Source organism: Frankia sp. R43 (assembly GCF_001306465.1).
In the GTDB taxonomy this organism is placed as follows: domain Bacteria; phylum Actinomycetota; class Actinomycetes; order Frankiales; family Frankiaceae; genus Parafrankia; species Parafrankia irregularis.
The window spans coordinates 740,554-764,505 of record NZ_LFCW01000004.1; the positions used below are offsets into that span (position 1 = coordinate 740,554).

A 23,952-nucleotide genomic window follows, 5' to 3' on the forward strand; every position below is an offset into this window, starting at 1 on the left:
GACGACACAGCCGACCGGGAAGCGGACAACAGAAACCTTAGCAAGTGGATCTATGCTATTCAAGGACATTCACACCCACACGACTCAGCCAGTTGAGCATTTTCCACCGCCGACCCGGACTCGCGACATTCCTGTCAGTGAGCTGTGAGACGGAAATAACCCGGTAGCAATCCGATGCCCTGCGATCATCACATCCGGCGATTCACCGGCAGCCGACAGAACCCCTCCCGGCATAGCCCGAAGCCTTTGCCGGAACAACTTCCGTCGGAATCCGACAATCGCGGCGCCGGCAGGCCCGAAAGCTTCTTCGAGAAGATGGCCACGGCCGCGGTGGATCCCGCGGCCGTGGCGCGCCGTCAGCTGGAGTCGTCTGTTCCGCGCCCCGATGCCAGGACGGCGAGGGCGTCCAGCGCCCGGACCCACGACGTCGCGAGGTCGCGGACGACCTCCATGGCGGGGCCGTCCGGTCCGCGGGACCATCGCGCCGTGAGCTCGGGACCGCCCGGACCGTCGAGAACCCGCACGATCAGGCTCACCGGGAAGGGATCAGGCTGCTCGGCGTTCCAGTCCGCGAAGAGCTCCTCGTCCTCCGCGGCGACCGCCCAGTCGGCCGTCTCGCCCCGTGTCAACCGACCGACGTAGTTCAGGTAGACCGTGGGCAGCGGTGCGGCCGCGAGCTCGGGCGCGGTCCGCGGATTGAGGAACCGCAACATGCTGTAGTCGGTTCCGCCGTCCGGAACGGACGCCATGAGCGCGTGCACCCGGGCCGCCGCGGCGTCCACGGAACGATCGCCGAAGACGGCGCCGTCGGTGGCGTCCCGTTCGAGGAGGAACGGGAAGATCTCCGCCATCCAGCCGACCGTGCGGGACAGGTCCACATCCCCCACGATCTGCTCCTGCCGGCCGTGCGCCTGGACGGCGACGATCATCCCCGATGACCCGTTCTCGCCTGGGCGGGTCCGGTCGGCGACGGCCAGGGACAGCGCGGTGAGCAGCAGCTCGTCCACACCGATGCCGAAACCGGCGGGCACCGTCGACAGCAGCGCCGCCGCCCGTTCCGCAGGCACGCTCACCGTCACCGCCTGAGCCGCGGCCGCATCCGCCAGCCCGGCCGCGCTCACCTGCCCAGCCGCCGAGCCGGTCTGCCCGGCGGATTCGGTCTGCCCGCCGGCCTCCGCCGGTTCCACCGGCCGGGCGACCCATTCCACGGTCGTGGCCCGGCCCAGCAGGTCCGACCAGAACGGCAGCCGTGACGCCGTCTCCGGGGCCCGCGCACGGTCGTCGAGGCGGCGTGCCCAGTCGGCGTACGAGACGGGAACCGGCGCGAGCCGGGGCAGTTCGCCTGCCGCCAGCGCCTGCCACGCGGCCGCGAGATCCTCCAGCACGATCGACCAGGAGACCCCGTCGATCAGAGCGTGATGGATGATCAACAGCAGCCGGCCCGGAAGCGCGCCGCCCGCGTCCAGCCAGACGGCCCGGATGGCCTGCCCGGCGTCCGGATCGAGCTCGCGGTTGGTCGCCACCGCCAGCTCCGCGATCAGCGACCGACCGGCCTCGCTGTCGAAACCGTCGCCCGAGGCGAGGTTCGTGGCGTCGACCCGCCGGATCCAGCCGCCGACGTCGACGCCCCCAGGCGGCGCGATCACCAGTGACCAGGCCGGACCGCCGTCCGCACCCACCGTCGCCGCCCCCGGGGGAAGCGCCGGCCCGCCGGGCAGGTCCGAGCGGACAAGCCTGGCCCGCAGGACGTCGTGCTGGTCGACGACGGCCGTGAGCACCCTGGTCAGCGTCGCATGATCCAGCCCGGCGGGCGTGCGCAGCAGCACCGGCGAGGAGAAGGACGTGAACGCGTCCGTGCCGTCGCTCGTGCGCCCGCGCCCGCGCGCCGACTGCAGCGCCGGTGTCGGTGGGACGACCGCCGCCGCCGCGGCCTGGCCGGGCTGCGGGGCCTGCGGGCGCGGCGCGCGACGCCGCACGACCGTCGCGAGCGCGCCAGGTGTGCGATGACCGAACAGCAGCCGCGGAGTCACCACGAGACCGGCGGCGCGGATCCGGTTCACCAGCCGCATCGCGACGATGCTGTCGCCGCCGAGCGCGAAGAAGTCGTCGTCGACGCCGACCTGGTCAACCCCCAGCACCTGCAGGAAGGTGTCGACCAGGATCTCCTCGATGTCGTTCGCGGGCGCGCGGCCGGCGGTGGCCGTCGCGGCACCCCCGTCACGGCGATCGTCGCCACCGGAGCCACCGGAGCCGCCAGAGCCACCGGTGCCGGTGGCCACGAGGGCGGCACGAGGCGCGGTTGCCGCGGGGATCGCCGTCCAGCTCAGCCGCAGTGCACTGACCGGTACGGACGGATCCGCGGCCACCGCGGCGAGGACGTCGCGCAGGCGCTCGGCGATCCGGTCCACGCTGGCGCGGTCGAACAGGTCGTCGCTGTAGGCGACGCCGATGGTCATACCGCCGTCGGCCCCGCCCCGTTCGATGAAGTCGAAGGACATGTCGAACTTGGCGTCCGCCCGCAGCACCGGTTCGGGACGTGCGCCGATGCCGTCGAACGCCAGCTCGTCGACGACGTCGGACGCCGCGAGATACACGATCATGACCTGGAACAGGGGATGGCGGGCCAGCTGGCGCGGTGGGTTCACCGCCTCCACCACCCGGTCGAACGGCAGCTCCTGGTGGTCCAGCGCGGCGAGGTCACCCGCGCGGACCCGTCCGAGCAGCTCACCGAACGACGGGTCGCCCGCCAGGTCGGTGCGCAGGACCACGGTGTTGAGGAAGAAGCCGACGAGGTCGTCGAGCGTGTCGTCGGTCCGGCCGGCGACCGGGCTGCCGATGGGGATGTCCTCCCCCGCCCCCAGCCGGTGCAGCAGCGTCGCGACGGCTGCCCGCAGCACCATGAACATGCTCGCGTTGTGGGCCCGGCCGACCGCGCGCAGCGCGCCGACGACGTCGTCGGCCAGGGAGATCTCGACGATTCCGCCGGTGTGGCTCGGCTCCGCCGGTCGCGGCCGGTCGGTGGGCAGCGCGACCTCGTCCGGCAGGCCGGCCAGCGCGCCGCGCCAGAACTCCCGCGAGCGCGCGGCGGGGCTGGTGACGTCGGACTCGTCGCCGAGCAGCCGCTGCTGCCACAGCGTGTAGTCGACGTACTGGACGGGCAGCGGCGCCCAGTCCGGCGCGGCACCCGCCGCCCGCGCCCGGTAGGCCACCGACAGGTCACGGGCCAGCGGCCGGTCCGAACCCTCGTCCGCCGCGATGTGATGCACGAGGAACTGCGCGATGTGCAGCCGGGACGAGCAGCGGACGACGGTCACCCGCATCGGCGGCTCATGCTCGAGATCGAAGGGATACGCCGACGCCCTGGCGAGGATCTCCGCCAGACCCGCCTCACCCGGCTCCGGCTCCGGCTCCGGCTCCGGTTCGGCGTGGCCCGCGCCCGTCGGCGGGATCCAGTCGACCACGTCGAACGGGATCCGTGCCTGGGCGGGATCGAGGACACGCTGGAACGGCTCGCCGTCGGCGCTCGGGAAGACGGTGCGCAGCGACTCGTGCCGGGCCACCACGTCGTCCACCGCGGCGCGCAGGGCGGCCACGTCCAGCGGGCCGGTCAGCCGCCAGGTGATCGGGATGTTGTAGGTCGGGCTGGGGCCCTCCAGCTGCGCCAGGACCCACAGGCGCCGCTGCGCGGCCGACAGTGGTGGGTGCTCCGGCCGCTGGTGGCGGCCGACCGGCGGGCGGGCGGTGCCCGCCGCCTCCATCCGCCGCGCGAGCCCGGCCACCGTCGGCTCCTCGAAGACCGTACGGGGTGTGATCTCCACCCCGAAGGTCGAGCGGATCGCCGCGCACAGCCGCATGACGAGCAGCGAATGGCCGCCGAGGGCGAAGAAGTCGTCGTCCCGGCCCACCTGCTCGACGCCGAGCACCGCGGCGAACCGCTCCGCGAGCAGCTCCTCGCGGGCGTCCCGGGGCCGCCGGCCACCGGCCAGGGCCGGCGCGGCCGGCTCGGGCAGCGCCGCCCGGTCGAGCTTGCCGTTGACCGTACGGGGCAGCCGGCCCAGCACGACGAACGCCTGCGGAACCATGTGCACCGGCAGCACCCGGGCCAGGTGGGCACGAGCGTTCTCGGTCAGCTCGCGCTCTGCCGGATCGTGCGCCGCCAGCTCCTGCTCGGCCGGATCGCCCGCCGCTGGTTCCAGCCCCGTCGGCGCGGCTGAGCCAGCCACCAGGTAGGCCACGAGCTGGAGGGCGGGTGGTGCGTCCGGGCGGAAGACGACCGCGGCCGCGCTGACACCGGCGACGGTCTCCACCGCACGCTCGATCTCCCCGAGCTCGATCCGGAAGCCCCGCAGCTTGATCTGGTCGTCGGTACGCCCGAGGAAGGCGAGCGCGCCGTCGGGCCGCCGCCGGGCCCGGTCCCCGGTGCGGTACATCCGCTGGCCCGCCGGGCCGAACGGGTCGGCGACGAAGCGGCCCGCCGTCAGGTCGGGGCGGCCCAGGTAACCCCGGGCCAGCCCGGGACCGGCCAGGTACAGCTCGCCCGCCACCCCGTCCGGGACCGGCGACAGCGCCGCGTCGAGCAGGTAGGCGTACGTGTTGGCGATCGGCCCCGCCCAACCGGGCACATCCCGGTCCTGGCCCGGTGCGTCCTGGGCGGGGTGTTCCGGACCGCCGGCCGGCGCGGGCCGCGGGTCGGTGCCGGCGCTGTGCCAGCCGTAGGCGTCGACCGAGTACTCGGTCGGCCCGTACAGGTCGTGGCTCACCATTCCCGGCGTCGACCGCAGCCGCTCCCACAGCGCCGGCGCGGTGGCCTCGCCGCCGACCATCAGCACCCCCGGCCGGTGGCCCTCGGCGCGCAGGAACCCGTGGTCCAGCAGCTCCTGGAGGTAGGTCGGCGTCAGGTCGAGCACGTCGATCCGGGCCCGCTCGATGTGTTCGACGAGCGCGGCCGCGTCCCGCGCGGTCGCTTCGCCGACCACGTGGACCTCATGTCCGGCCAGCAGCCACAGCAGAGGCTCCCAGGAGCCGTCGAAGCTGAACGAGGCCGCGTGTATGACACGCTGGGCGCCGTGGTCCGGTCCGGCCGCCTCCTCAGCCGGCGCCATGAGGTCGACGGCGTGGGACGCGAAGAGGTTGGCCAGGCCGCGGTGGGTGCCGACGACCGCCTTGGGGCGCCCGGTCGAGCCGGAGGTGTAGATCACGCTGGCGGCGCTGTCCGGCAGGGGCCGGGTGTCCGCGGCGAACGCCCGGCCGGAGCCCTCGCCGGGCGCGGCTGTGCCGTCAGGCAGCAGCACGACCTCGGTGGCGGCGGGCGGGAGGCGGTCGGCCAGCACCGCCGTGGTGAGCACGGCCACGGGGGCCGCGTCGGCCAGCACGAACGAGAGCCGTTCGGGGGGATGCTCGACGTCCAGCGGCAGGTAGCTCGCGCCCGCCGCCAGCACGCCGAAGATCGCCGGGACCATCAGCGCACGTGGCAGCGCGAGGGCGACCACCGCCTCCGGGCCGCCGCCGATCCCGCGCACGAGCCCGGCGATCCGGTCGACCTGCGCCGCGAGGTCGGTGAACGTGGCCTGGCCCGTGTCGGTGACCAGCGCGACCCGGTGCCCGAACGCGGCCACGGCCCGTTCCAGCAGGTCGACCACCGTGTCACCGCCCGCGGGCAGTTCGCGCCGGGGGCCGGCCGCCGCGCGCAGCGCCGCCGCGCGCTCACGGTCGTCCACGATCTCCAGCTGGCTGACCGGCCGGTCCGGCTCGGCGACGAGCCCGGCCAGCAGGCGGGTCAGCCGGTCGGCCAGCCGGGCGCCGCCGGCCGGTTCGATCACGTCGGTGGCGAACTCGACCAGAATCGTGATCTCGTTGCGCGCGGCCCGGTCGACGAAGGTGACGTCCAGGTCGAACTTGGCTGTCCCGGCCTCCGGGTTGATCCAGGTGACCGGCCCGCCGAGCAGGTCCCGGTCGTCCTCGGCGAGGTGGTGGTAGCCCGCCATCACCTGGAACAGCGGGTTCACCCCGGGCACCCGGCGCGGGTTGACCGCGGCGACCACGTCCTCGAAGGGGAGGTCCTGGTGGTCGAAGGCGGCCAGGTCGGTGCTGCGGGTCCGCGCCAGCAGCTCCCGGAAGGTCGGATCGCCGCCGAGGTCGGACCTGATCACCAGGGTGTTGACGAAGAAACCGACGAGCCGTTCGAGCGCCGTGTCGGTCCGTCCGGCGATGGGAACGCCGATCGGGATGTCGTCACCCGACCCGAGGCGGTGCAGCAGGACGGCGATGGCCGCGTGGGTGAGCATCGACATGCTCGTCCCGGTCCGGGAGCACAGCTCGCGCAGGCCGGTCGCGACCGCGCCCGGCAGGACGCGGACCGCCCGTCCGGACGCCCCGTCGCGCACCGCTGGCCGTGGCCGGTCCAGCGGCAGCCCGATCTCCTCCGGCAGGCCGCGCAGGGCCTCCAGCCAGAACGCGCGCTGCCGGGTGGCCAGGCTGTCCTCGGCATCCGGATCGCCGAGCAGGGCGGTCTGCCAGAGGGTGTAGTCGGCGTACTGGACGGGCAGCGGAGCCCAGTCCGGCGCCGTACCGGCCCGCCGCGCGGTGTAGGCGGCGTCCAGATCCAGCAGGAACGGCCGGTCCGACCATTCGTCGGTCGCGATGTGGTGCAGGATCACGACCAGTGTGTCGCCGGCGGCGCCGGCGGCGCCGGTGTCGCCGCGCAGCACCATCAGCCGCAGCGGGATCTCCGCGGTCAGGTCGAACGGCTCCGCCGCCGCCTGGGAGATGCGGGCGGTCACCTCGTCCCGCGCGCACTCCTCGACGGTCAGACGGGCCCGGGTGGCGCCCGGGTCGAGGATCCGCTGGTAGGGCTCGCCGTCGACGACGTCGACGACGGTGCGCAGCGCCTCGTGCCGCTCCAGCAGGTCACCGACGGCCGCGCGCAGCGCCTCGACGTCGATCCGCCCGGTGGTCTGGAACGCGATCGGGTAGTTGTAGGCGGTCGACCCGTCGCCGGCCGAGGAGGCCAGCGCCTCGACCAGCCACAGCCGGCGCTGCGCCGCGGACAGCGGGATCCGGTCGGGACGCTCGCCGGCGACCAGCGGCGGGCGGGTGGTCGCCGGTGCCTGGCCGGCCACCTTCGCCGCCAGGGTCTCGACCGTGGGGGCGTCGAACAGGTCGCGGATCGCCAGGTCGATCTCCAGCGTGGCCCGGGCCCGGCTGACCACCCGGGTCGCGAGCAGCGAGTGGCCACCCAGGGCGAAGAAGTTGTCGTCGGCCCCGACCTCGGGCAGACCGAGGACGTCGGCGAACAGATCGGCCAGGGCCTGCTCCAGCTCGGTGGCCGGTGCCCTCCCGGAGCTGGTCGCCACCGGTTCGGCCGGCGGCAGCGCCGCCACGTCGAGCTTGCCGTTGGCGTTGCGGGGAATCGCCGGCAGCGGCACGAAGGCCGACGGGACGAGGTAGTCGGGCAGCACGGCGGCGAGGTCGGTACGCAGGCGACCGACGATCGCGGCGGCGGCACGGGCCGCCGTCGGGTCGTTCGTCACCGCGACGCCCGGAGCGGGCCGGGCAGCGGGATCGTCGGCTGGTCGGACCACCGGCAGCGCCCGCGGGCCGGAGCCACGCACGAACAGGCCGTCGAGCCGCCCCGGATCGTCCGGGCACGGGGTGAGAGCGGCCTCGTAGCCGAGGCTGTCGGCCAGCTCGTACAGGTCCTGTGGCTCGACCGTGGCGACCGCGGACGTCGGGCCGGCGGACGTCGGGCCCTCCCCGGCGAGAGCCTCGGCAGCGGCGAACTCGGCCGCGATCCGGGCATCCGGAATACCGGTGAGTCGCACCCGCGCCGGCGCGTCGGCGCCCAGCAGCGCGCCGAAGCTCGCAAGGTCACCGGTGTCGACGCCCCAGGCCAGCGAGAGCGGCTCGGACGACACGGTTCCGGCATCGGTTCCGGCATCGGTTCCGGCATCGGTTCCGGCATAGGTTCCGGCATCGCCCGACGCGATCCCGGCGTCGCCGGCGGCCACACCGGACCGCAGCACCACGTCGTACCGGTGCCTGGTCAGCTCGTTGCCGAAGCGTCCCCGCCGGACCCGCACCGACGCCGCCAGGCCCTCCTCGGCGGCGATCCCGAGGAAGAACGCCGGTGCCACCACCAGCTCCTTCTCCAGCAGCATGCGCCGATCCACCGCGGCGGTGAGCCTGGTAGAGGCGGCGGGCCTGCCACCGGAGCGGGCGAGCTCGATCGCGGTATGGAAGATCCGCAGCCGACCCAGGTCACGGACGTCGCCGACGAACAGCGAGCCGCCCGGGGCCAGCAGGCCGAGCGCGGAGCGCAGCACCGAGGCCAGGTAGCCGGCGCTCGGGAAGTACTGGATCACCGAGTTGATGATGATCGTGTCGAAGTAGCCCGCGGGCAGCCCGTCGGTGACATGCGCCGGCTGGTTGCGCAGCTCCACCCGGCCGAATCGATCCGGGTCGGTGGCCAGCTCGGCACGCAGTTTCGCGATGACCGGCGCGGCCAGGTCGGTGCCCCAGTAGGACTCGACCTCGGGTGCGAGCCCGCCGAGCAGAAGGCCGGTGCCGACGCCGATCTCCAGGACGCGCCGGGGTTCCAGCGCCCGGATCCGGTCGAGGGTGGCCGCCCGCCATTCCCGCATGTGCTCGAACGGGATCGGCTGGCCGTCGTAGCTGGAGTCCCAGCCGGCGAAGTCCTCGGTGAGCGCGGCGGTCGGGATTCGCTCGTACTCGTCGCTGTAGATCTGGCGCCACTCGCCGACCTGGTCGTCCTCGCTCGCGGCCGTCTCGGCGGCGGTCCGCTCCGCCGGCACGACGTAGGCGACGAGCCGCTTGGAGCCCGGCAGGGCCGGGTCGTCCGTGGCGATCACCGCCGACTGGCTGACCGCCGGGTGGCTGTCGAGGGCGGACGTCACCTCCCCGAGCTCGATCCGATGGCCGCGGATCTTCACCTGGTCGTCGGTCCGCCCGAGGAAGTCGATGTTGCCGTCGAGGCGGCGGATGACCAGGTCACCGGTGCGGTACATCCGGTCGCCGGCCCGGAACGGGTCGGCGACGAACCGGGTTGCGGTCAGGCCGAAGCGGTCGAGGTAGCCCCGGGCCAGGCCGTCGCCGGCGATGTACAGCTCGCCGGGTGCGCCGTCGGGCACCGGGCGCAGCCACCGGTCGAGCACGTAGATGCTGGTGTTGCGGATCGGCCGGCCGACGGTCGGCGTCGAACTGTCCGCCGTCGCGGCACCGAGCGTGTTGATCGTGTACTCGGTCGGCCCGTACAGGTTGTAGCCGGTCGTGCCGTCCGTGTCGCGCAGCCGGTTCCAGATCGAGTCCGGGACGGCCTCGCCGCCCAGCATGACCAGGGGCGGCCGATGGCGCCCCCCGGCCGCTCCGGTGACGGCCGCTCCGGCGGCACACGGTTCAACGCGGGCAGGTTCGGCGCCGGCGGGATCCTCGTCGCGGTCGAGCAGGCCGGACTCGAACAGATGGGCCGCGTAGGTCGGCGTCACGTTGACGACGTCGATCCGGTGCCGGTCGCAGTAGGCGACGAGGCCTTCCGCGTCCCGGCGCAGGTTCTCGTCGCAGATGTGCACCTCGTGGCCCTCGACGAGCCAGAGCAGCTCCTCCCAGGACATGTCGAAGGCGAAGGACACGGTGTGCGCGATCCGCAGCCGGCGCCCGCCGGCCGCCGCCACCGTCGGAGTGAAGATCTCCTCCTGGTGGTTGAGCCACATGTTGGTCAGGCCCCGGTACGGCGTCACGACGCCCTTGGGCCGGCCGGTCGAACCCGACGTGTAGATCACGTAGGCCGGGTGCTCGAGCCGGTCCGCCCGGTCACGGGCGAAGGCGCCGAGCTCGGCGTCCGACAGCGCGTCTGACCCGGCCGCGGCCAGCTCGGCGGCCACCGCGTCCTGGTCGAGGACCAGCCAGGTAACACTCTCCGAACCTGGTGCGTCCGAGGTGGCCGGCACGTCCGCGCCGGCGGGCACAGCCGCGTCGGCCGGCGCACCCGCCAGGTAGCGGGCGGTCGCCCTGGTGGTGACGAGGATCGCCGCCCCCGCGTCGCCCACCATCTCCAGCAGGCGTGCCGGCGGATGGTCCAGCTCGAGCGGCAGATAGGCGGCGCCGGTGCGCAGGACGGCGAACAGCGCGACAACCATGTCGACCGTCCGCCCGAGCCCGAGGGCAACCACCGTCTCCGGCCCGGCGCCCCGCGCGATCAGCAGCCTGGCGAGCTGGTTGACCCGGTCGTCGAGCTCCCGGTAGGTCAGCCGCTGCTCACCCAGGACCAGCGCCACCTGCCCGTCGAGGCGCTCGGCCGAAACGGCGAGCAGGTCGGCGATGGTCTCGGTGCCCGTCGGCCGCGGCGGCACCGCCAGGGCCTCCTCCAGCCGGGACCGTTCCGCGGGGAGCAGGGCGTCCAGGGATCCGACCGGGGCGTCAGCGTGCGCGGACAGCGCGCCGACCAGCGCCAGAAGGCGGTCGAACAGCCCCTGGGCGGTCTCCCGGGTGAGCACGTCCGAGCGGTACTCCAGCCGCGCGGTGATGCGCGCGCCCGGGAACAGCACGAAGGTCAGCGGGTAGTGGGTGTGGTCGAGGCTGGTCCCGCCGGTGATCCCGTGCCGGGCGCTGGTCTCGTCGTTCGCCACCTCGTCGATGAAGTTCTGCAGGACGTACAGCGTGTCGAACAGCACCGGATGACCGCTGGCCTGCTGGATCTCCCCGAGCCCGAGGTACTCGTGGTCGAGCAGGTCCAGCCGCTGCCCGGTGATGCGGCGCAGCAGGTCACCGACCGTCTCGCGGGGATCGAGCCGGACCCGGACCGGCACCGTGTTCAGGAACAGCCCGACGACCTCGTCGATGCCCTCGACCTCGGTCGGCCGGCCGGCGACGGTCGTGCCGAACACGATGTCGTCCGACCCGGTCGCCGACGCCAGTACCAGCGCGAGCGCGGCGTTGAAGAGCGTGTTCAGGGTGACGCCCTGGGCACGGGCGGCTGCCCGCGCCGCGGTCGCGGTCGCCTCCGGCAGCTCGGCGGTGATCCGGCCCGGGGCGACCGGTGGCAGGCCACGCGCGGCCGGCACCACCAGCGTCGGCTCCTCCAGATCGGCGAGCGCCGACCGCCAGGCACGCCCGGTGACCTCGGTGTCCCGCTCCCGCAGCCAGGCCAGGTAGTCCCGGAAGGAACCCCGCGGCGCGGGGGGCGCCGCCGCGCCGCCCTCGGCGGCGTACAGCCCGAGCAGGCCCTCGACGACGAGGGCGCCCGACCAGCCGTCCCACAGCAGCACCTGGCGGTTCACGACCAGCCGGTCGCGCCGTTCCCCCAGGTGGATGACGGTCAGCCGGAACAGCGGCGGCCGGGCGACGTCGAAGGGGCGGGACCGGTCGGCCGCGGCGATCCGTTCGGCCTCGGCCGACCGCTCGGGCTCGGCCAGCCCGGACAGGTCGACCTCGGTGACCGGGACGGGCAGCTCAGCCGCGATGACCTGCACCGGCTGAGGCAGGCCGTCGCTGAGGAAACCCGCGCGCAGCGTCGGGGTCCGGGCCATGAGGGCCGTGCAGGCCCGGCGCATCCGCTCGGCGTCGAGGCGGTGGTCGAAGTCGAGCGAGAACTGGGCGGTGTACGCATCACTCGTCTGGTCCAGGGACCACTGGAAGTACAGGCCCTCCTGCAACGGCGACAGCGGCCAGACGTCCTCGACCACCGCCGGGAAGTCGCGGGAGATCCGTTCCCGCTCCTCGTCCGAGAGCGCGACGAGCGCGGCGGACGCCTCCGGCGGCGGGTACGGGAGCCGCTCGGGCGCGGATTCGGGCCGCGGGGGCGCGAGCGTGGCCAGCTCCAGCAGGGCGTCCCGGAAACCGGTGGCGAGGCGTGCTGTCTGCGGCTGCGACAGCACGGTCGTCAGGTAGGTGAAGGTCGCCCGAAGCACCGGGCCGTCGGCCGTCTCCACACCGACCACGTCGACGGTCAGCGGGTAGCCGACGCCCAGGCCGGGGTCGGGTGTGGCGGCGAGCGCGTCGAACTCCGGCGCGGGCCCCCAGTCGGCGCGCTGGTCGGCGCCGAAGCGGCCCAGGTAGTTGAACAGGATCTGGGGCCGGCCGGCGCGGGCGAGGACCGGCCCGGCCAGCGGATTGGCGTAACGGAGCGGGCCGAAACCAGCACCGCTGTCCGGGGTCGCCCGCAGGCTCGCCGCCACCTCGGCGAGCGTCGTGCGCGCGTCCTGGCGCACCGGCCCCAGCCGGACCGGCGCGATGCTGGTGAACCAGCCGACCGTGCGGGACAGGTCCAGGCCGGGGACGATCTCCTCGCGCCCGTGCCGCTCGAGATCGACGAGAAGGTCGCTCTCGGCGTCATCCCGGGCAGCGGCCGGATCGTCATCGGCCGGGCGGACCGGGACCGCCAGCCGCAGGCCGGCGAGCAGCACAGCGGTGATCTCGGTGCCGGTCGCCGCGGGAACACCGGTGAGCAGGGCCGAGGTGGCCTGGGTGGGCAGCTCGACGACTAGGCGTTCGGTGTCGGCGGCCGTCCCGACCGCGGCGGGTCCCAGCGCGGCCGCGGCCGAGGTGCCCGCGATGGTGAGCACGGGTGCGGGCGGCCCGAACGGGCGCCCGCCCGGCGCGAGTGTCTCCAGCCAGTGGGTCAGCTCGGCGAGCCGGTCCGGTGCGGTCGCGTACCCGGCGATCACCTCGCTGAACGCCTTCAACGACGTGCCGACCGCGCCGAGCCGCGCCGGCCGGCCGGCGCTGGCCGCCGCGTACGCGGCCTCCAGATCGGCGAGCAGGATCCGCCACGACACGCCGTCCACGACGAGGTGGTGGGCGACGATCACCAGCCGGCCGGGCTCGGCCGGGCCGGCGTCGAGCCAGACCGCACGGACCATCACGCCGGCGTCCGGGTCCAGGCCACCGGCGGCCGATTCGGAGGCGGCCGCGATGGCCGCGCGCAGCCCGTCCGGCGCGAGGCCGGCGACGTCGACGCGGGTCAGCAGGTCGGTGTCGGCCGTGCTGCCCGGTGCGCCGGTACCCGTGGCCGCCGGATCGATCTGGAACAGCCAGATGCCCGGCGCGGGCCGCAGCAGCCGGGTCCGCAGGGCGTCGTGGTGCACGAGGATCGCGCCGAGCGCGGCGCGCAGCGACGCCTCGTCGGCACCGGCCGGCGTGCGGATGAGAAATGCCTGGTTGTAGCGCTGGATCTCGCCGCCCCAGTCGGCGAGCTGGGCCACGATCGGCGGTGGGGTCAGCACGCCGGTCGATGTGCCCGTCCCCGGGAGTCCCGGGACCGGGGCTGTCTCGGGTGGCGTGGCAGTCTCGGACGGCGCGCCTGCCACGGCTGCCTCGGCCGCGGTGGACGTCCCGGCCGGTGCGGCCGGGGTGCGCCCGGCCACGAGCGACGCGAGCGCGGCCGGGGTCCGCTGGACGAAGACCTCGCGCGGGGTGAGTGCCACGCCGTCGCGCCGCGCCCGGTTGACCAGCTGGATCGCGATGATGCTGTCACCACCGAGCGCCACGAACTCGTCGTCGGCGCCGACCCGGTCCAGTCCCAGCACGTCGGCGAACACCGCGCACAGGGTGCGTTCCAGATCGGTGGCGCCCGAGCGGGCCGAGGTGGCCGCGGTCGGGTCCGGCGCCGGCAGCGCGGCCCGGTCGAGCTTCCCGTTGCTGGTCAGCGGCAGCGCGTCGAGGACGACGACGGCCGACGGGACCATGAAGTCCGGCAGCGCCGCCGCGGCCCGCGCCCGCAGCGCCGGGCCGTCGACCTGGTGGCCTGCCCGCGGCACGGTGTACGCGACCAGCCGGTGCCGGCCGGCGTCGTCCGCACGCGCGATGACGACGGCCCGTTCCACCGCCGGATCGGCGGCCAGGACCGCCTCGATCTCACCCGGCTCGATGCGGAAGCCGCGGATCTTGACCTGGTCGTCGGCGCGGCCGAGGTACTCCAGCGCGCCGTCCGGACCCAGCCGGGCCAGGTCGCCGGTGCGGTACATCCGCTCGCCGGGGTTGCCGTAGGGATCGGCCACGAACCGGGTGGCGGTGAGGCCGAACCGGCCCAGGTACCCGCGGGCGAGCTGGGCACCGCTGACATAGACCTCCCCCGGCACGCCCGGCGGGACCGGGGTGAGGTGGCGGTCGAGGATCCGGGCCCGCAGGCCCGGCAGCGGCTCGCCGATCAGGCCTCGCCGGGCGGCGGCACCGGCGGCGCTGTCCCGGTCCAGCGGCAGGTACGTGACGTGCACCGTGGTCTCGGTGATCCCGTACATGTTGACCAGGGTCGGCGCGTCGTCCGGATGCCGCTCGTACCACGGTGCCAGCCGGCTGGTGTCCAGCGCCTCGCCGCCGAAGATCACCAGCCGCAGGCTCAGCTCGTGCTGCCCGCCGGCGCCCGGATCGTCGCGATCGGCGTCCATCAGCGTGGCGAAGGCCGAAGGGGTCTGGTTGAGGACGGTGACCGACTCCCGCCGCAACAGGTCGAGGAACTGCCCCGGTGAGCGGGAGACCTCGTGGTCGACCACCACGAGCCGGCCGCCGTACAGCAGCGGGCCCCACAGCTCCCACACGGAGAAGTCGAACGAGACCGAGTGGAAGAGGGTCCAGACGTCGGAGGAGCCGAAGTGGAAGTGCCGCTGGCTGTCGGCGAACAGCCGCACCACGTTGCGGTGCGGTATCTGCGCGCCCTTCGGCCGACCGGTCGACCCGGAGGTGTAGATCACGTAGGCGAGGTTGTCGGGCCTGGCCCGGCCGGCCGGGTCGAGCGGGCCGAACTGCCGCTGCCCGGACTGCTGCTGCCCGGACTGCTGCTCGTTCAGGGCCGCGTCGACCAGCGGATCGTCCAGCACGACCATCGGCACGCCGAGGCGGGCCGGGAGCGCCGTCCGGGTGGCCGCCGTCGTCACCGCGCACACCGGTGCCGCGTCACGCAGCATGAACGTGATCCGGTCCGCGGGGTAGGCCGGGTCGACCGGCAGATAGGCGCCGCCGGCCTTGAGCACGGCGAGCAGGCTCACGACCAGGTCGAGTGACCGGGGCAGCGCCACGGCCACGATCGACTCCGGCCCGACACCGCGCTGGCGCAACAGCCGGGCCAGCCGGTCCGCCCGCTCGTCGAGCTCGGCGTAGGTCAGCTCTGTCTCGCGCCAGCGCAGCGCGACCGCGTCCGGGGTCCGGCGGGCCTGGGCCTCGAAGAGGTCGGGCAGGGTGGCGGCCGTCGCGTCGCCGGACGGCAGGTCGCCGGCCTCTGCGGGCACCGCGGGCGCCGGAGCGAGGGCGGCGAGACCGCGCTCGGCGGCGGGAACGGCCGTCACGGAACCGATCGGGCGGTCCGGGTCGGCAGCGATCTCCGCCAGCAGGAGGAGCAGCCGGTCGGCCAGCCCGGCGACGGTGGCGTCGTCGAGGACACCGTCGGAGTAGCTGACGGTCACCCGCAGCCGGTCCCCGGGAATCACCCGGATGGTCAGCGCGTAGTGGGTTCCGTCGTGGCCGTCGACGGCTTCGAGCCGCGGGCCGCCCGGGGGGATCAGCGTCGCCGTGTCGAACGGGAAGGACTCCAGGACGAGCAGGCTGTCGAACAGCTCACCCCGGCCGATCGTCGTCTGGATGTCGGCCAGGCCGACGTGCTGGTGGGCGAACATCCGGGCCTGGGTGACCCGTGGGTCCGCCAGCAGCGCGGCGAACGTCATCCGCGCGCTCACGGTGACCCGGACCGGGACGGTGGTGACGAAGAGCCCGATCATGGACTCGACCCCGGGCAGCTCCGGTGGCCGGCCCGCGGTCGCCACGCCGAAGACGACATCGTCACGCCCGACCGCGCGGGCGAGCGCGACGCCGTACGCCGCTCGCAGGATGGTGCTCAGCGTGACGCCTCGCTCGCGGGCGAGCGAGCCCAGCCGGGCGGTCAGCTCGGGGCCGACCTCCCGCTCGACGGCGGCCGCCGGCCCACCGGCCCGCGGCCCGCCGACGGCGGTAAGGCCGGCCAGCAGGGTCGGTTCTTCGAGATCGGCCAGCTCTTCACGCCAGGCGTCGTGGGCGGCGTCGGAGTCCTGAGCCTGCAGCCAGCGCAGATAGTCCGCGTACGGGCGTGGCGCCGGCAGCCGCGAGGCGACGGCCGCCGGGCCGGCCGGGTCCGCGGCCAGGGTGAACAGCTCGCGCAGCAGCAGCGGCAGCGACCAGCCGTCGACGATGAGGTGGTGGGCGCAGACAGCCAGCCGCGCGCTGTCCGGCCCGGTGCGGATCCACAGGAAACGCAGGAGCGGGGGCTGCGCCAGGTCGAACCGGGCCGTCCGGTCGGCCGAGACGAGCCGTTCCATCTCGGCCGCCCGCTCCGCGGCCGGCCAGGAGGAGAGGTCGACGACCGTCCACTCCGGCTCCGCCTCGGCGACGATGACCTGGGCCGGCGCACGGCCGTCGGAGAGGACCGCGGCGCGCAGCAGGGGGTGCCGGTCGAGCAGAACCCGGGAAGCGGCCCGCAGGCGACCGGGATCGGGATCCCCCCGCAGGTCGAGGACGAACTGGACGACGTAGACGTCAGGTGTGTCCTCGCCGTCGACGAGGCGCTGGAACAGCATGCCCGCCTGCGACGGCGACAGCGGCCACACGTCGGTAAGGCCGGGCAGCCGGGCCCGCCAGCGCTCGACGTCGTCCGGGTCGACCGGGGGCAGCTCCGCGAGCGCGGCCGTCGAACCGACCGCCGCCGTGCCGGCGGCGCCCGGCTGATCCACAGCGGCGGCTGCCGCGGCGTCCGCCGTCGCGGCCAGGCCGGCGGCGGTGGGCGTGGCGAAGACGTCCGCGAGTGCCACCGTCACCCCGGCGGCCGCCGCGCGGGTGACCACGGAGAAGGCCAGGATGCTGTCGCCGCCACGGTGGAAGAAGTCCTGGTCGACGCCGATGTCGGGCTGGCTCAGCACGGCCGCGAAGACGTCGCGCAGGATCTCCTCGGTCCGGGTGGCGGGCGCCCGTCCGGGCTGGGCCGCCGCACCGAAGTCGGGCGCGGGCAGGGCACGCCGGTCGAGCTTCCCGCTGGGGGTGATGGGCAGAACGGGCAGCACCACGAAGGCCGCCGGCACCATGTAGCCGGGCAGGAACGACGCGGCGTGCGCACGCAGCTGGTCGGTGAGCGCCCCGGTTCCGGCCGGGGTGGCCGCCGGGACCGGGGCAGCCGCAGGGACGACGTAGGCGACGAGCGCGCGTCCCGCCGGCCCGTCCTCCCGCGCGATGACGGCGCAGCGCGCGACCGCCGGGTGGCGCGCCAGCACCGTCTCGATCTCGCCCGGCTCGATCCGGAAACCACGGATCTTGACCTGGTCGTCCGAACGGCCGGCGAGGAGCAGCTCACCGTCCGCAGTCCAGCGGGCGAGGTCACCGGTTCGGTACATCCGCTCGCCGAAGCCGAACGGGTTGGCCACGTAACGGTTGGAGGTCAGCGCCGGGCGGGCCAGGTAGCCATGGGCCACGCCGGAACCGGTGAGGTAGAGCTCGCCGATGACGCCAGGCGGCACCGGCATCAGCGCGCCGTCCAGCACGTAGGCGCGGGTGTTGCGCAGCGGCGTGCCGACCGTGATCCGCTCGCTCTCGCCCGCCGACCCGCGCACCTCACCGGTCGTCGCCCAGACCGTCGTCTCGGTGGGGCCGTACACGTTGGTCAGGCTCGCCGCGCGGGAGCGCAGTTCCCGCGCGAGGTCGAGGGTCAGCGGCTCGGCGCCGCACAGGACCCGTACTCCGGGGTAGGGGGCGGGGTCGGCGGCGAGGATGGAACGCCAGCGCGACGGGGTCGCCTGGGCCAGCGTGACCGCGCCGGCGCTCAGGAGCCGGGCGAGCTCCGAGGGGTCCCGAGCGGCCGCACTGGCGACGAGACGGACCGAGGCGCCGACGGTCAGCGGCGCCAGCAGCTCGACCGTGCTCGGGTCGAACGCCAGTGTGGTCGCGGCCAGCACGCGGTCGGCCGGCCCGATTCCCACGGTCTCGCTGAACTCCGTCAGGAAACCGGTCAGCGATCGATGGCCGACCAGGACGCCCTTGGGCCGGCCGGTCGAGCCCGATGTGTAGATGACGTACACCGGGCTGTCCGGTGCGATGGCAGGCGGCCACGGCGCGGACGCGGACGCGGATTCGGGCTCCGGCGCCGCCTCGGACACCGGCGCCGCCTCGGACCCGGATGCCGGGTCGGGCACCGGTGCCGGCTCGTCGTCGACGAGGTCGACGAGAACGAGGCGGGTCCCCGGCCCGAGCGGGATCCCGGGAGCCAGCTCGCGCGTCGTGACCAGCACCGCCGGCGCCGCGTCCTCGACCATCAGGGCGAGGCGGTCGGGTGGGTAGTCGACGTCGAGCGGAAGATAGGCGGCGCCGGCGCGGCCGGTGGCCGCAAGCGCGACCACCAGCTCGATCGATCGGGGCAGGGCGATCCCGACGATGGTTCCCGGCCGGGCGCCGTGGGCGGCCAGCCGGCGCCCGAGCGCGTCAGCCGCGGTGGCCAGCTCCCCGTAGGAGACCGAACGCTCGGCGGTGACCAGGGCCGTCCGGTCCGGGTCGGCCTCGGCCCACGACATGAAGGGCACCACCCACGGCTCGCCGGGCGCCGGGCCCGCCGTGATGTCGGCCACCGCCGCGGGGTCGGTCCAGGCCCCCGCGAGGCGGGCGTGCTCGGCCGGCGTGAGCAGGTCGATGAAGCCGATCGCCGCGGCCGGGTCGGCGAGCGCCGCGGTGAGCAGCCGCTCCAGCCGGGCTCCGAGGGAGCGTGCGAACACCCCGGACACCGAGCGCGGCTGGAAGGTCGTCTCCAGTTCGAGTGAGTCGGCCCCGTCCGGTCCAGTGCCGATCTCGGCCACGACCATCAGCGGGAACTGCGCCGTGCCGTTGTGCAGGGGACGGCGCTCACCACGCAGGCCGTCGCCGTCACCCTGGCCGCCGACGGCGCGCAGCGCGGCGGCGGCCTGCGTGCGGACGGCGAACATCGTGGTGAACAGGCTGGACACGCCGTCCGACCGGTCGGGGTTGAGTTGACGCACGACGTCCGCGAGGTCGACGTCGGCGTGCGCGAACGCGCCCCGGCAGACGTCACGGGTCCGCCGCAGCAGGTCGGTGAAGCTGTCCAGCGGCCCCACCGGCAGACGCAGGCAGATCGTGTTGCCGAAGTAGCCGATGACGCCCTCGGTCGCGGCACCCTCCCGGTTCACGACCGGGGATCCGACGGTGACGTCGGTCGCCCCGGTCACCCGGTGGATCAGCGCCGTGTAGGCGGCCAGCAGCACCATGAACGGTGTCGCGCCGTGGGCGGTCGCCAGTTCGCGGACCTGCCCGGCGAGCTCCCCTGCCGTGAGGTGGACGACCTGTCGGCCGGTGTCGCGACGGTGCGGGGCCGCGGCGACCGGCAGGTCGTCGGGGCCGCGGTCGTCGGGGTCGCGGTCGTCGGCGTCCGGCCCCGGCAGCCGCACGGGTTCGGCCAGCGGCAACAGCCGGTCGCGCCAGTAGGTGAGGCCCTCCGCCGGGACGGGCTGGTCCGCGACCGGGGCCGCGGCGTCGAGGAACTGGACGGCGGCACCGGCGCCCGCGCCGTCCTTCCCGGCGTAGGCGGCCTGCAGGTCGCCGAAGAAGACGTCCCAGGACGCGTCGTCCCAGGCGATGTGATGGGCGGCGAGCGCCAGGGTGTGCAGCGCCGGCCCGTGCCGCAGCAGGGTGACCCGCAGCGGGGACTCGGCGGTCAGGTCGAACGGGCGCCGCGCCGCTGCCAGCGCGATCGCGCGCGCACGCTCGTCGGGTTCCGCGCCCGGCTCGGCCGAGAGATCCACGCTGTGCCACGCCGGCAGGATGTCGTCCCGGACCACCTGCTGCAGCTGCCCGTCCGAGGTGGCCCGGTAGGTCGTGCGGAGGATCTCGTGCCGACCGGCGACGGCGATCAGCGCGCGGTGCAGGGCCTCCGGGTCAAGCGGGCCGGTCAGCTCGAACGCGGCCGAGATCGTGTAGGCGGCGCTGGTGGGGTCAAGCCGGGACAGGAACCACATGCGGCGCTGCGCCGGACTGACCGGGTGCCCCTGGCCGGCGCTCCGGCGAGACCTCTCGCCGACGCCACCCACCGGGTCGCGCGTCAGCCGCTCGGCCGCCAGCTGACGGCGAAGCAGGTCGCGCCTGCGCTGCGCGGAGTCGGGACTCGCCACAGTGGACGTCCTTCCGGTGATGGGGGTCGGGACGAGGGGCATCGACTGGTAACCGATGGGTTACCGCTTCAGGGGCCGGTGAGCGGTCGGTGACTGACAGGGGCGACGGCCGCCGCCTGGGGCAACGACCGCTGGCTGGCAGGCGGGCGCACCATCCTCGCACAGATTAGGTGAAGTTAACCTAATGTAGACGAGATCGGAAATGCAACCACCAGTTCGGATCGGCCCAGCTGGTCGGGCCCTGCAGTGCGCTCAGACCAGGCGTCCGGCATCAAGTCGGACGATGCGCGGGAGGCGTTCGATGGTGCTCGGCCGATGCGCGATGACGACCAGCGTCCGGCCGGGTCGCAGCCGCTCGACCGCCGCTTCCAGCCGGAGCGCGGCATCCGGGTCGAGGTCGGCCGTCGCCTCGTCGAGCAGCAGTACCGGTGGATCGATGAGTGCCGCCCGCAACAGCCCGACGATCTGGCGCTCGCCGGCGGAGAGCCGGTCACCCCGGGTGCCGAGATCGGCGTCGAGACCGCCCAGCCGGGCCGCCCAGTCGCCGAGGCCGAGGATGTCGACGACGCGCTCCATCGCCGGCCGGCCCGGCGCCCCGGGCACCAGCGCCAGGTTCTCCGCCAGCGTGCCGGTGATGATGTGCACCTGCTGCGGAACGAGGACGATGCGGGCCCGAACCTCCCGCGCCGGGACGGCCCGCAGATCGACGCCCCCGTAGCGCACCGCCCCGACGTCCGGCTCGTAGAGCCCGGCGAGCAGCTTCGCCAGGGTCGTCTTCCCGGACCCGGTGACGCCGACGAGGCCGGCCCGGTCGCCGGTCGGGAAGGTGACCGAGACGTCGCGCAGCACCTCCGCGCCGTCGGCGTAGCCGAAGCCGAGGTCGTCGGCGACCAGGTCGCCGTGCGCCGGCAGGCCGCCGCCCCCGCCGCCCCCGTCGCCTCCGCCGCGGGCGCCGCGGGCGCCCGGCACTGCCGCCAGGCCTGTCCCCGGGACCGGCGCCGAGTCCGGCGCCGGCGGCAGTGCGTCGAGCAGGTCCGTCAGGCGAGCCAGGCCCACCCGGGCCAGCTGGGCCTGGCCGGCCAGGCCCGACAACGTGAGCACGCCTTCGAACAGGTTGCGGGTCGCGACCACGAAGACGACGACCGTGCCGACGCCGAGATGCCCCGCGCGCACCAGCCAGACGCTGAGCAGCAGCAGCGCGGCGGTGGCCAGCCCCTCGATCATGCCGAACAGCTCCAGCCGGTTCTGCACGACGAGCGTGCGGTCCGCCACCTGCTGGAGCCTGTCGTTGTCCTCCCGGAACCGGCGGATCCACTCCTGGGGTCGTCCGGGGGCGACCAGGGCCTCATGCGCGCTGAGCGTCTCGGTGAAGGCCGCCGTCATCGCCGCGTCGGCCGCGGCCTGGCGGCCGTACGCCTCCGACGCGCCCCGGTTGAACCAGGCCACGATCGCGATCGCCAGAGGCAGGAACAGCACGACGAGCAGCAACGTGAGCAGCCATGAGTAGACCAGCAGCAAAACCGTGGTCAAAGCGATCGTGAGGCTGACGCCGAGCAGGTTGGGCAGCTGGTCGCGCAGGAAGAGCGTGAGGTCGGCGATCTCGCCGGTCGACCGGCGCAGCAGGTCACCGGTCCGGTGGGCCTCGATGAAGCGCAGAGGTGCCCGGGCGAGGCGTGCCACGACGAGATCCCGCAGGCCGCGGATGGTCCGCTCCCCGGCCGCGGACAGCAGCAGCTCCGACCAGCGCAGCAGGAGCATCCTGGCCAGGGCGAGCCCGACCATCAGGACGACCGCCTGCCACAGCCGGCCCCGGTCGCCCGCGGACACGGCGTCGACTCCCCACCCGATGGCGGGCGCGAGGCCCACCACCGCCGCCGTGCTGGCCACACTCGCCAGCAGCGCGGCGGCCAGGATCGCCCGGTGCGGGCGCAGGTACGGCCAGAAGCGCCGGAAGGTGCCCGCGAGGGGCGGGTCGTCGGCCAGTACCCGGACCTCAGCCATCGCCGCCCCGCACACCGACGGTGCCCGCGCCGCCACGTGAGCCGGCGGGCACGTGCTCGGCGGCCGGCACGGACCGTGCGGGCGCCGGGGCAGCGGCGGGGGCGAGCCGGACGACCCGGTCGGCGGCGGCCAGGACAGCCGGTCGATGGGAGATCACGACGAGCGCGGTCCGCGGCGACCACTCGCGCAGCCGGCGCAGAATCGTGGCCTCGGTCGCGGCGTCGACCGCCGCGGTGGCATCGTCGAGCACGAGCACGTCCGGACGTCCGACCAGCCCACGCGCCAGCGCGAGCCGCTGCCCCTGCCCGCCGGAGACGGTCGCCCCGCGCTCCCCCAGCTCGGTGTCGTAGCCGTCGGGCAGACTCGTCACGAAGTCGTCGATCGCGGCCACCACGCAGGCCGCGCGCACCTCGTCGAGATCGACCTCGCGGCCGACCCGGATGTTGTCCGCGACCGTGCCCGCCAGAATCAGTGGCCGTTGGGGCACCAGGCCGATCCGGTGGGCGAGCTCGACGCGGGACACCCGCCGCAGGTCGACGCCACCCAGGCTGACCGAGCCGCGCGCCGGGTCCTCCACCCGGCACAGCAGGCGGGCGAGCGTCGTCTTGCCGCTGCCGGTCGGGCCGGTCACCACGACGAGCTCGCCCGGGCCGACGGCCAGGTCGACCGGGCCGAGCACCTGCCTTCCCTCGCGCCGGGCGGTCAGGGCGGTGGCGCGCAGCGCGGCGCCCGGTGGCGGAACCTCGGCGTCGGCCGAGTCGTCGTCGGGCACCGGGGTGGCGAGAACCCCGGCGATGCGCCCCGCCGCGACGCGGGCCTGGCCGCGAGCGGCGAGCAGCTCGACCGCGACCGTGACCGCCAGCGCCAGCGTCGTCATCCAGGAGGTGAAGGCGACCAGGCCACCGATGGTGAGGTCGCCGCGCAGCGCGGCCGTACCGCCGATGGCCAGCCCGGCCGCGATCGCCAGCCTGGGCACGGCCGGCGGGACGGCGGCCCAGGACGCCGAGATCCGCGCGGCGGTCATCGTTCGGTCGGTGAGGACCGCGCTGCGGTCGTCATGACGGCGGACGAGTGCCGTCTCACCGCCGAGGCCGCGGACCGCGGCGCTGGCCGACAGCAGATCGTCCACCGCGTCGGCGCGGGCGGCGAAGGCCGCCGACAGGCTCTCGTTCGCCGCGCCGAACCGGCCGGGGAAGTAGCCGTTGACGAGCACGACCAGCGGGATCGTGGCGACGCCCACCACCAGCAGCCGCCAGTCGAGCAGGGCGAAGGCGGGCAGCACCACCACGATGGTCACCACGATCCGGACCCAGATCGCGAGGCTCTGCACCCACTGCCGGACGAGATCGACATCCCGGGTGACTCTGGTCGCCAGGTCGCCGTGCCCGAAGCGGGCGAGGGCGGGCCGGTCGAACGCGGCCACCCGCTCGACGAGCGCGGCCCGCAGCGCGTGGGCGACCCCGTTCGCGGCCCGGCCCGACCACCACAGCCCGCCGGCCCCACCGATCATGAACACGACGGCGAACAGCGCCGTCGGAATCGCCCAGGCGGCCGTGCCCTGCACCGAGTGCGCGGTGACGCCTCGGTCGAGCGCGCGTTGGATACACCAGGGAAGCGCCAGCATGGCGGCCTGCTGGGCGACGGTCGCCAGGCCACCGAGGGCGAGATCACGCCGCCGGGCCAGGAGCTGCCCGCGGAGCAGTCCTGTCGAGCCGTACAGCCCAGCGCCCAACCCAGCACCGCCCTGATCGGATGTGCCCACGCCGTCCGACCGCTTCCGTTCCCGCGCTTCGGGCGCTCCGCCGGAACCGAAGCCGTT

3 protein-coding genes are annotated in these 23,952 nt (G+C 74.6%); all 3 read right to left on the minus strand.

The features are described from left to right. Nucleotides 1–356 precede the first annotated feature (356 nt). Nucleotides 357–20,132: a non-ribosomal peptide synthetase gene (locus ACG83_RS20405; RefSeq protein WP_054567772.1), complete on the minus strand. Its 19,776-nt coding sequence runs from the start codon at nt 20,130–20,132 to the stop codon at nt 357–359. Nucleotides 20,133–20,384: 252 nt separating this feature from the next. After that, nucleotides 20,385–22,133 (minus strand): ABC transporter ATP-binding protein, encoded by a 1,749-nt coding sequence (locus ACG83_RS20410; RefSeq protein WP_054567960.1) that lies wholly within the window; start codon nt 22,131–22,133, stop codon nt 20,385–20,387. Then, nucleotides 22,126–23,865: an ABC transporter ATP-binding protein gene (locus tag ACG83_RS20415; protein ID WP_235498047.1), complete on the minus strand. Its 1,740-nt coding sequence runs from the start codon at nt 23,863–23,865 to the stop codon at nt 22,126–22,128. The genes ACG83_RS20410 and ACG83_RS20415 overlap by 8 nt, the downstream gene beginning before the upstream one ends. Nucleotides 23,866–23,952: the final 87 nt, after the last annotated feature.

Excerpts from the sequence above, each read along its gene's own strand:
- ACG83_RS20410 (WP_054567960.1), bottom strand. The coding sequence starts at position 22,133 with ATGGCTGAGGTCCGGGTACTGGCCGACGACCCGCCCCTCGCGGGCACC.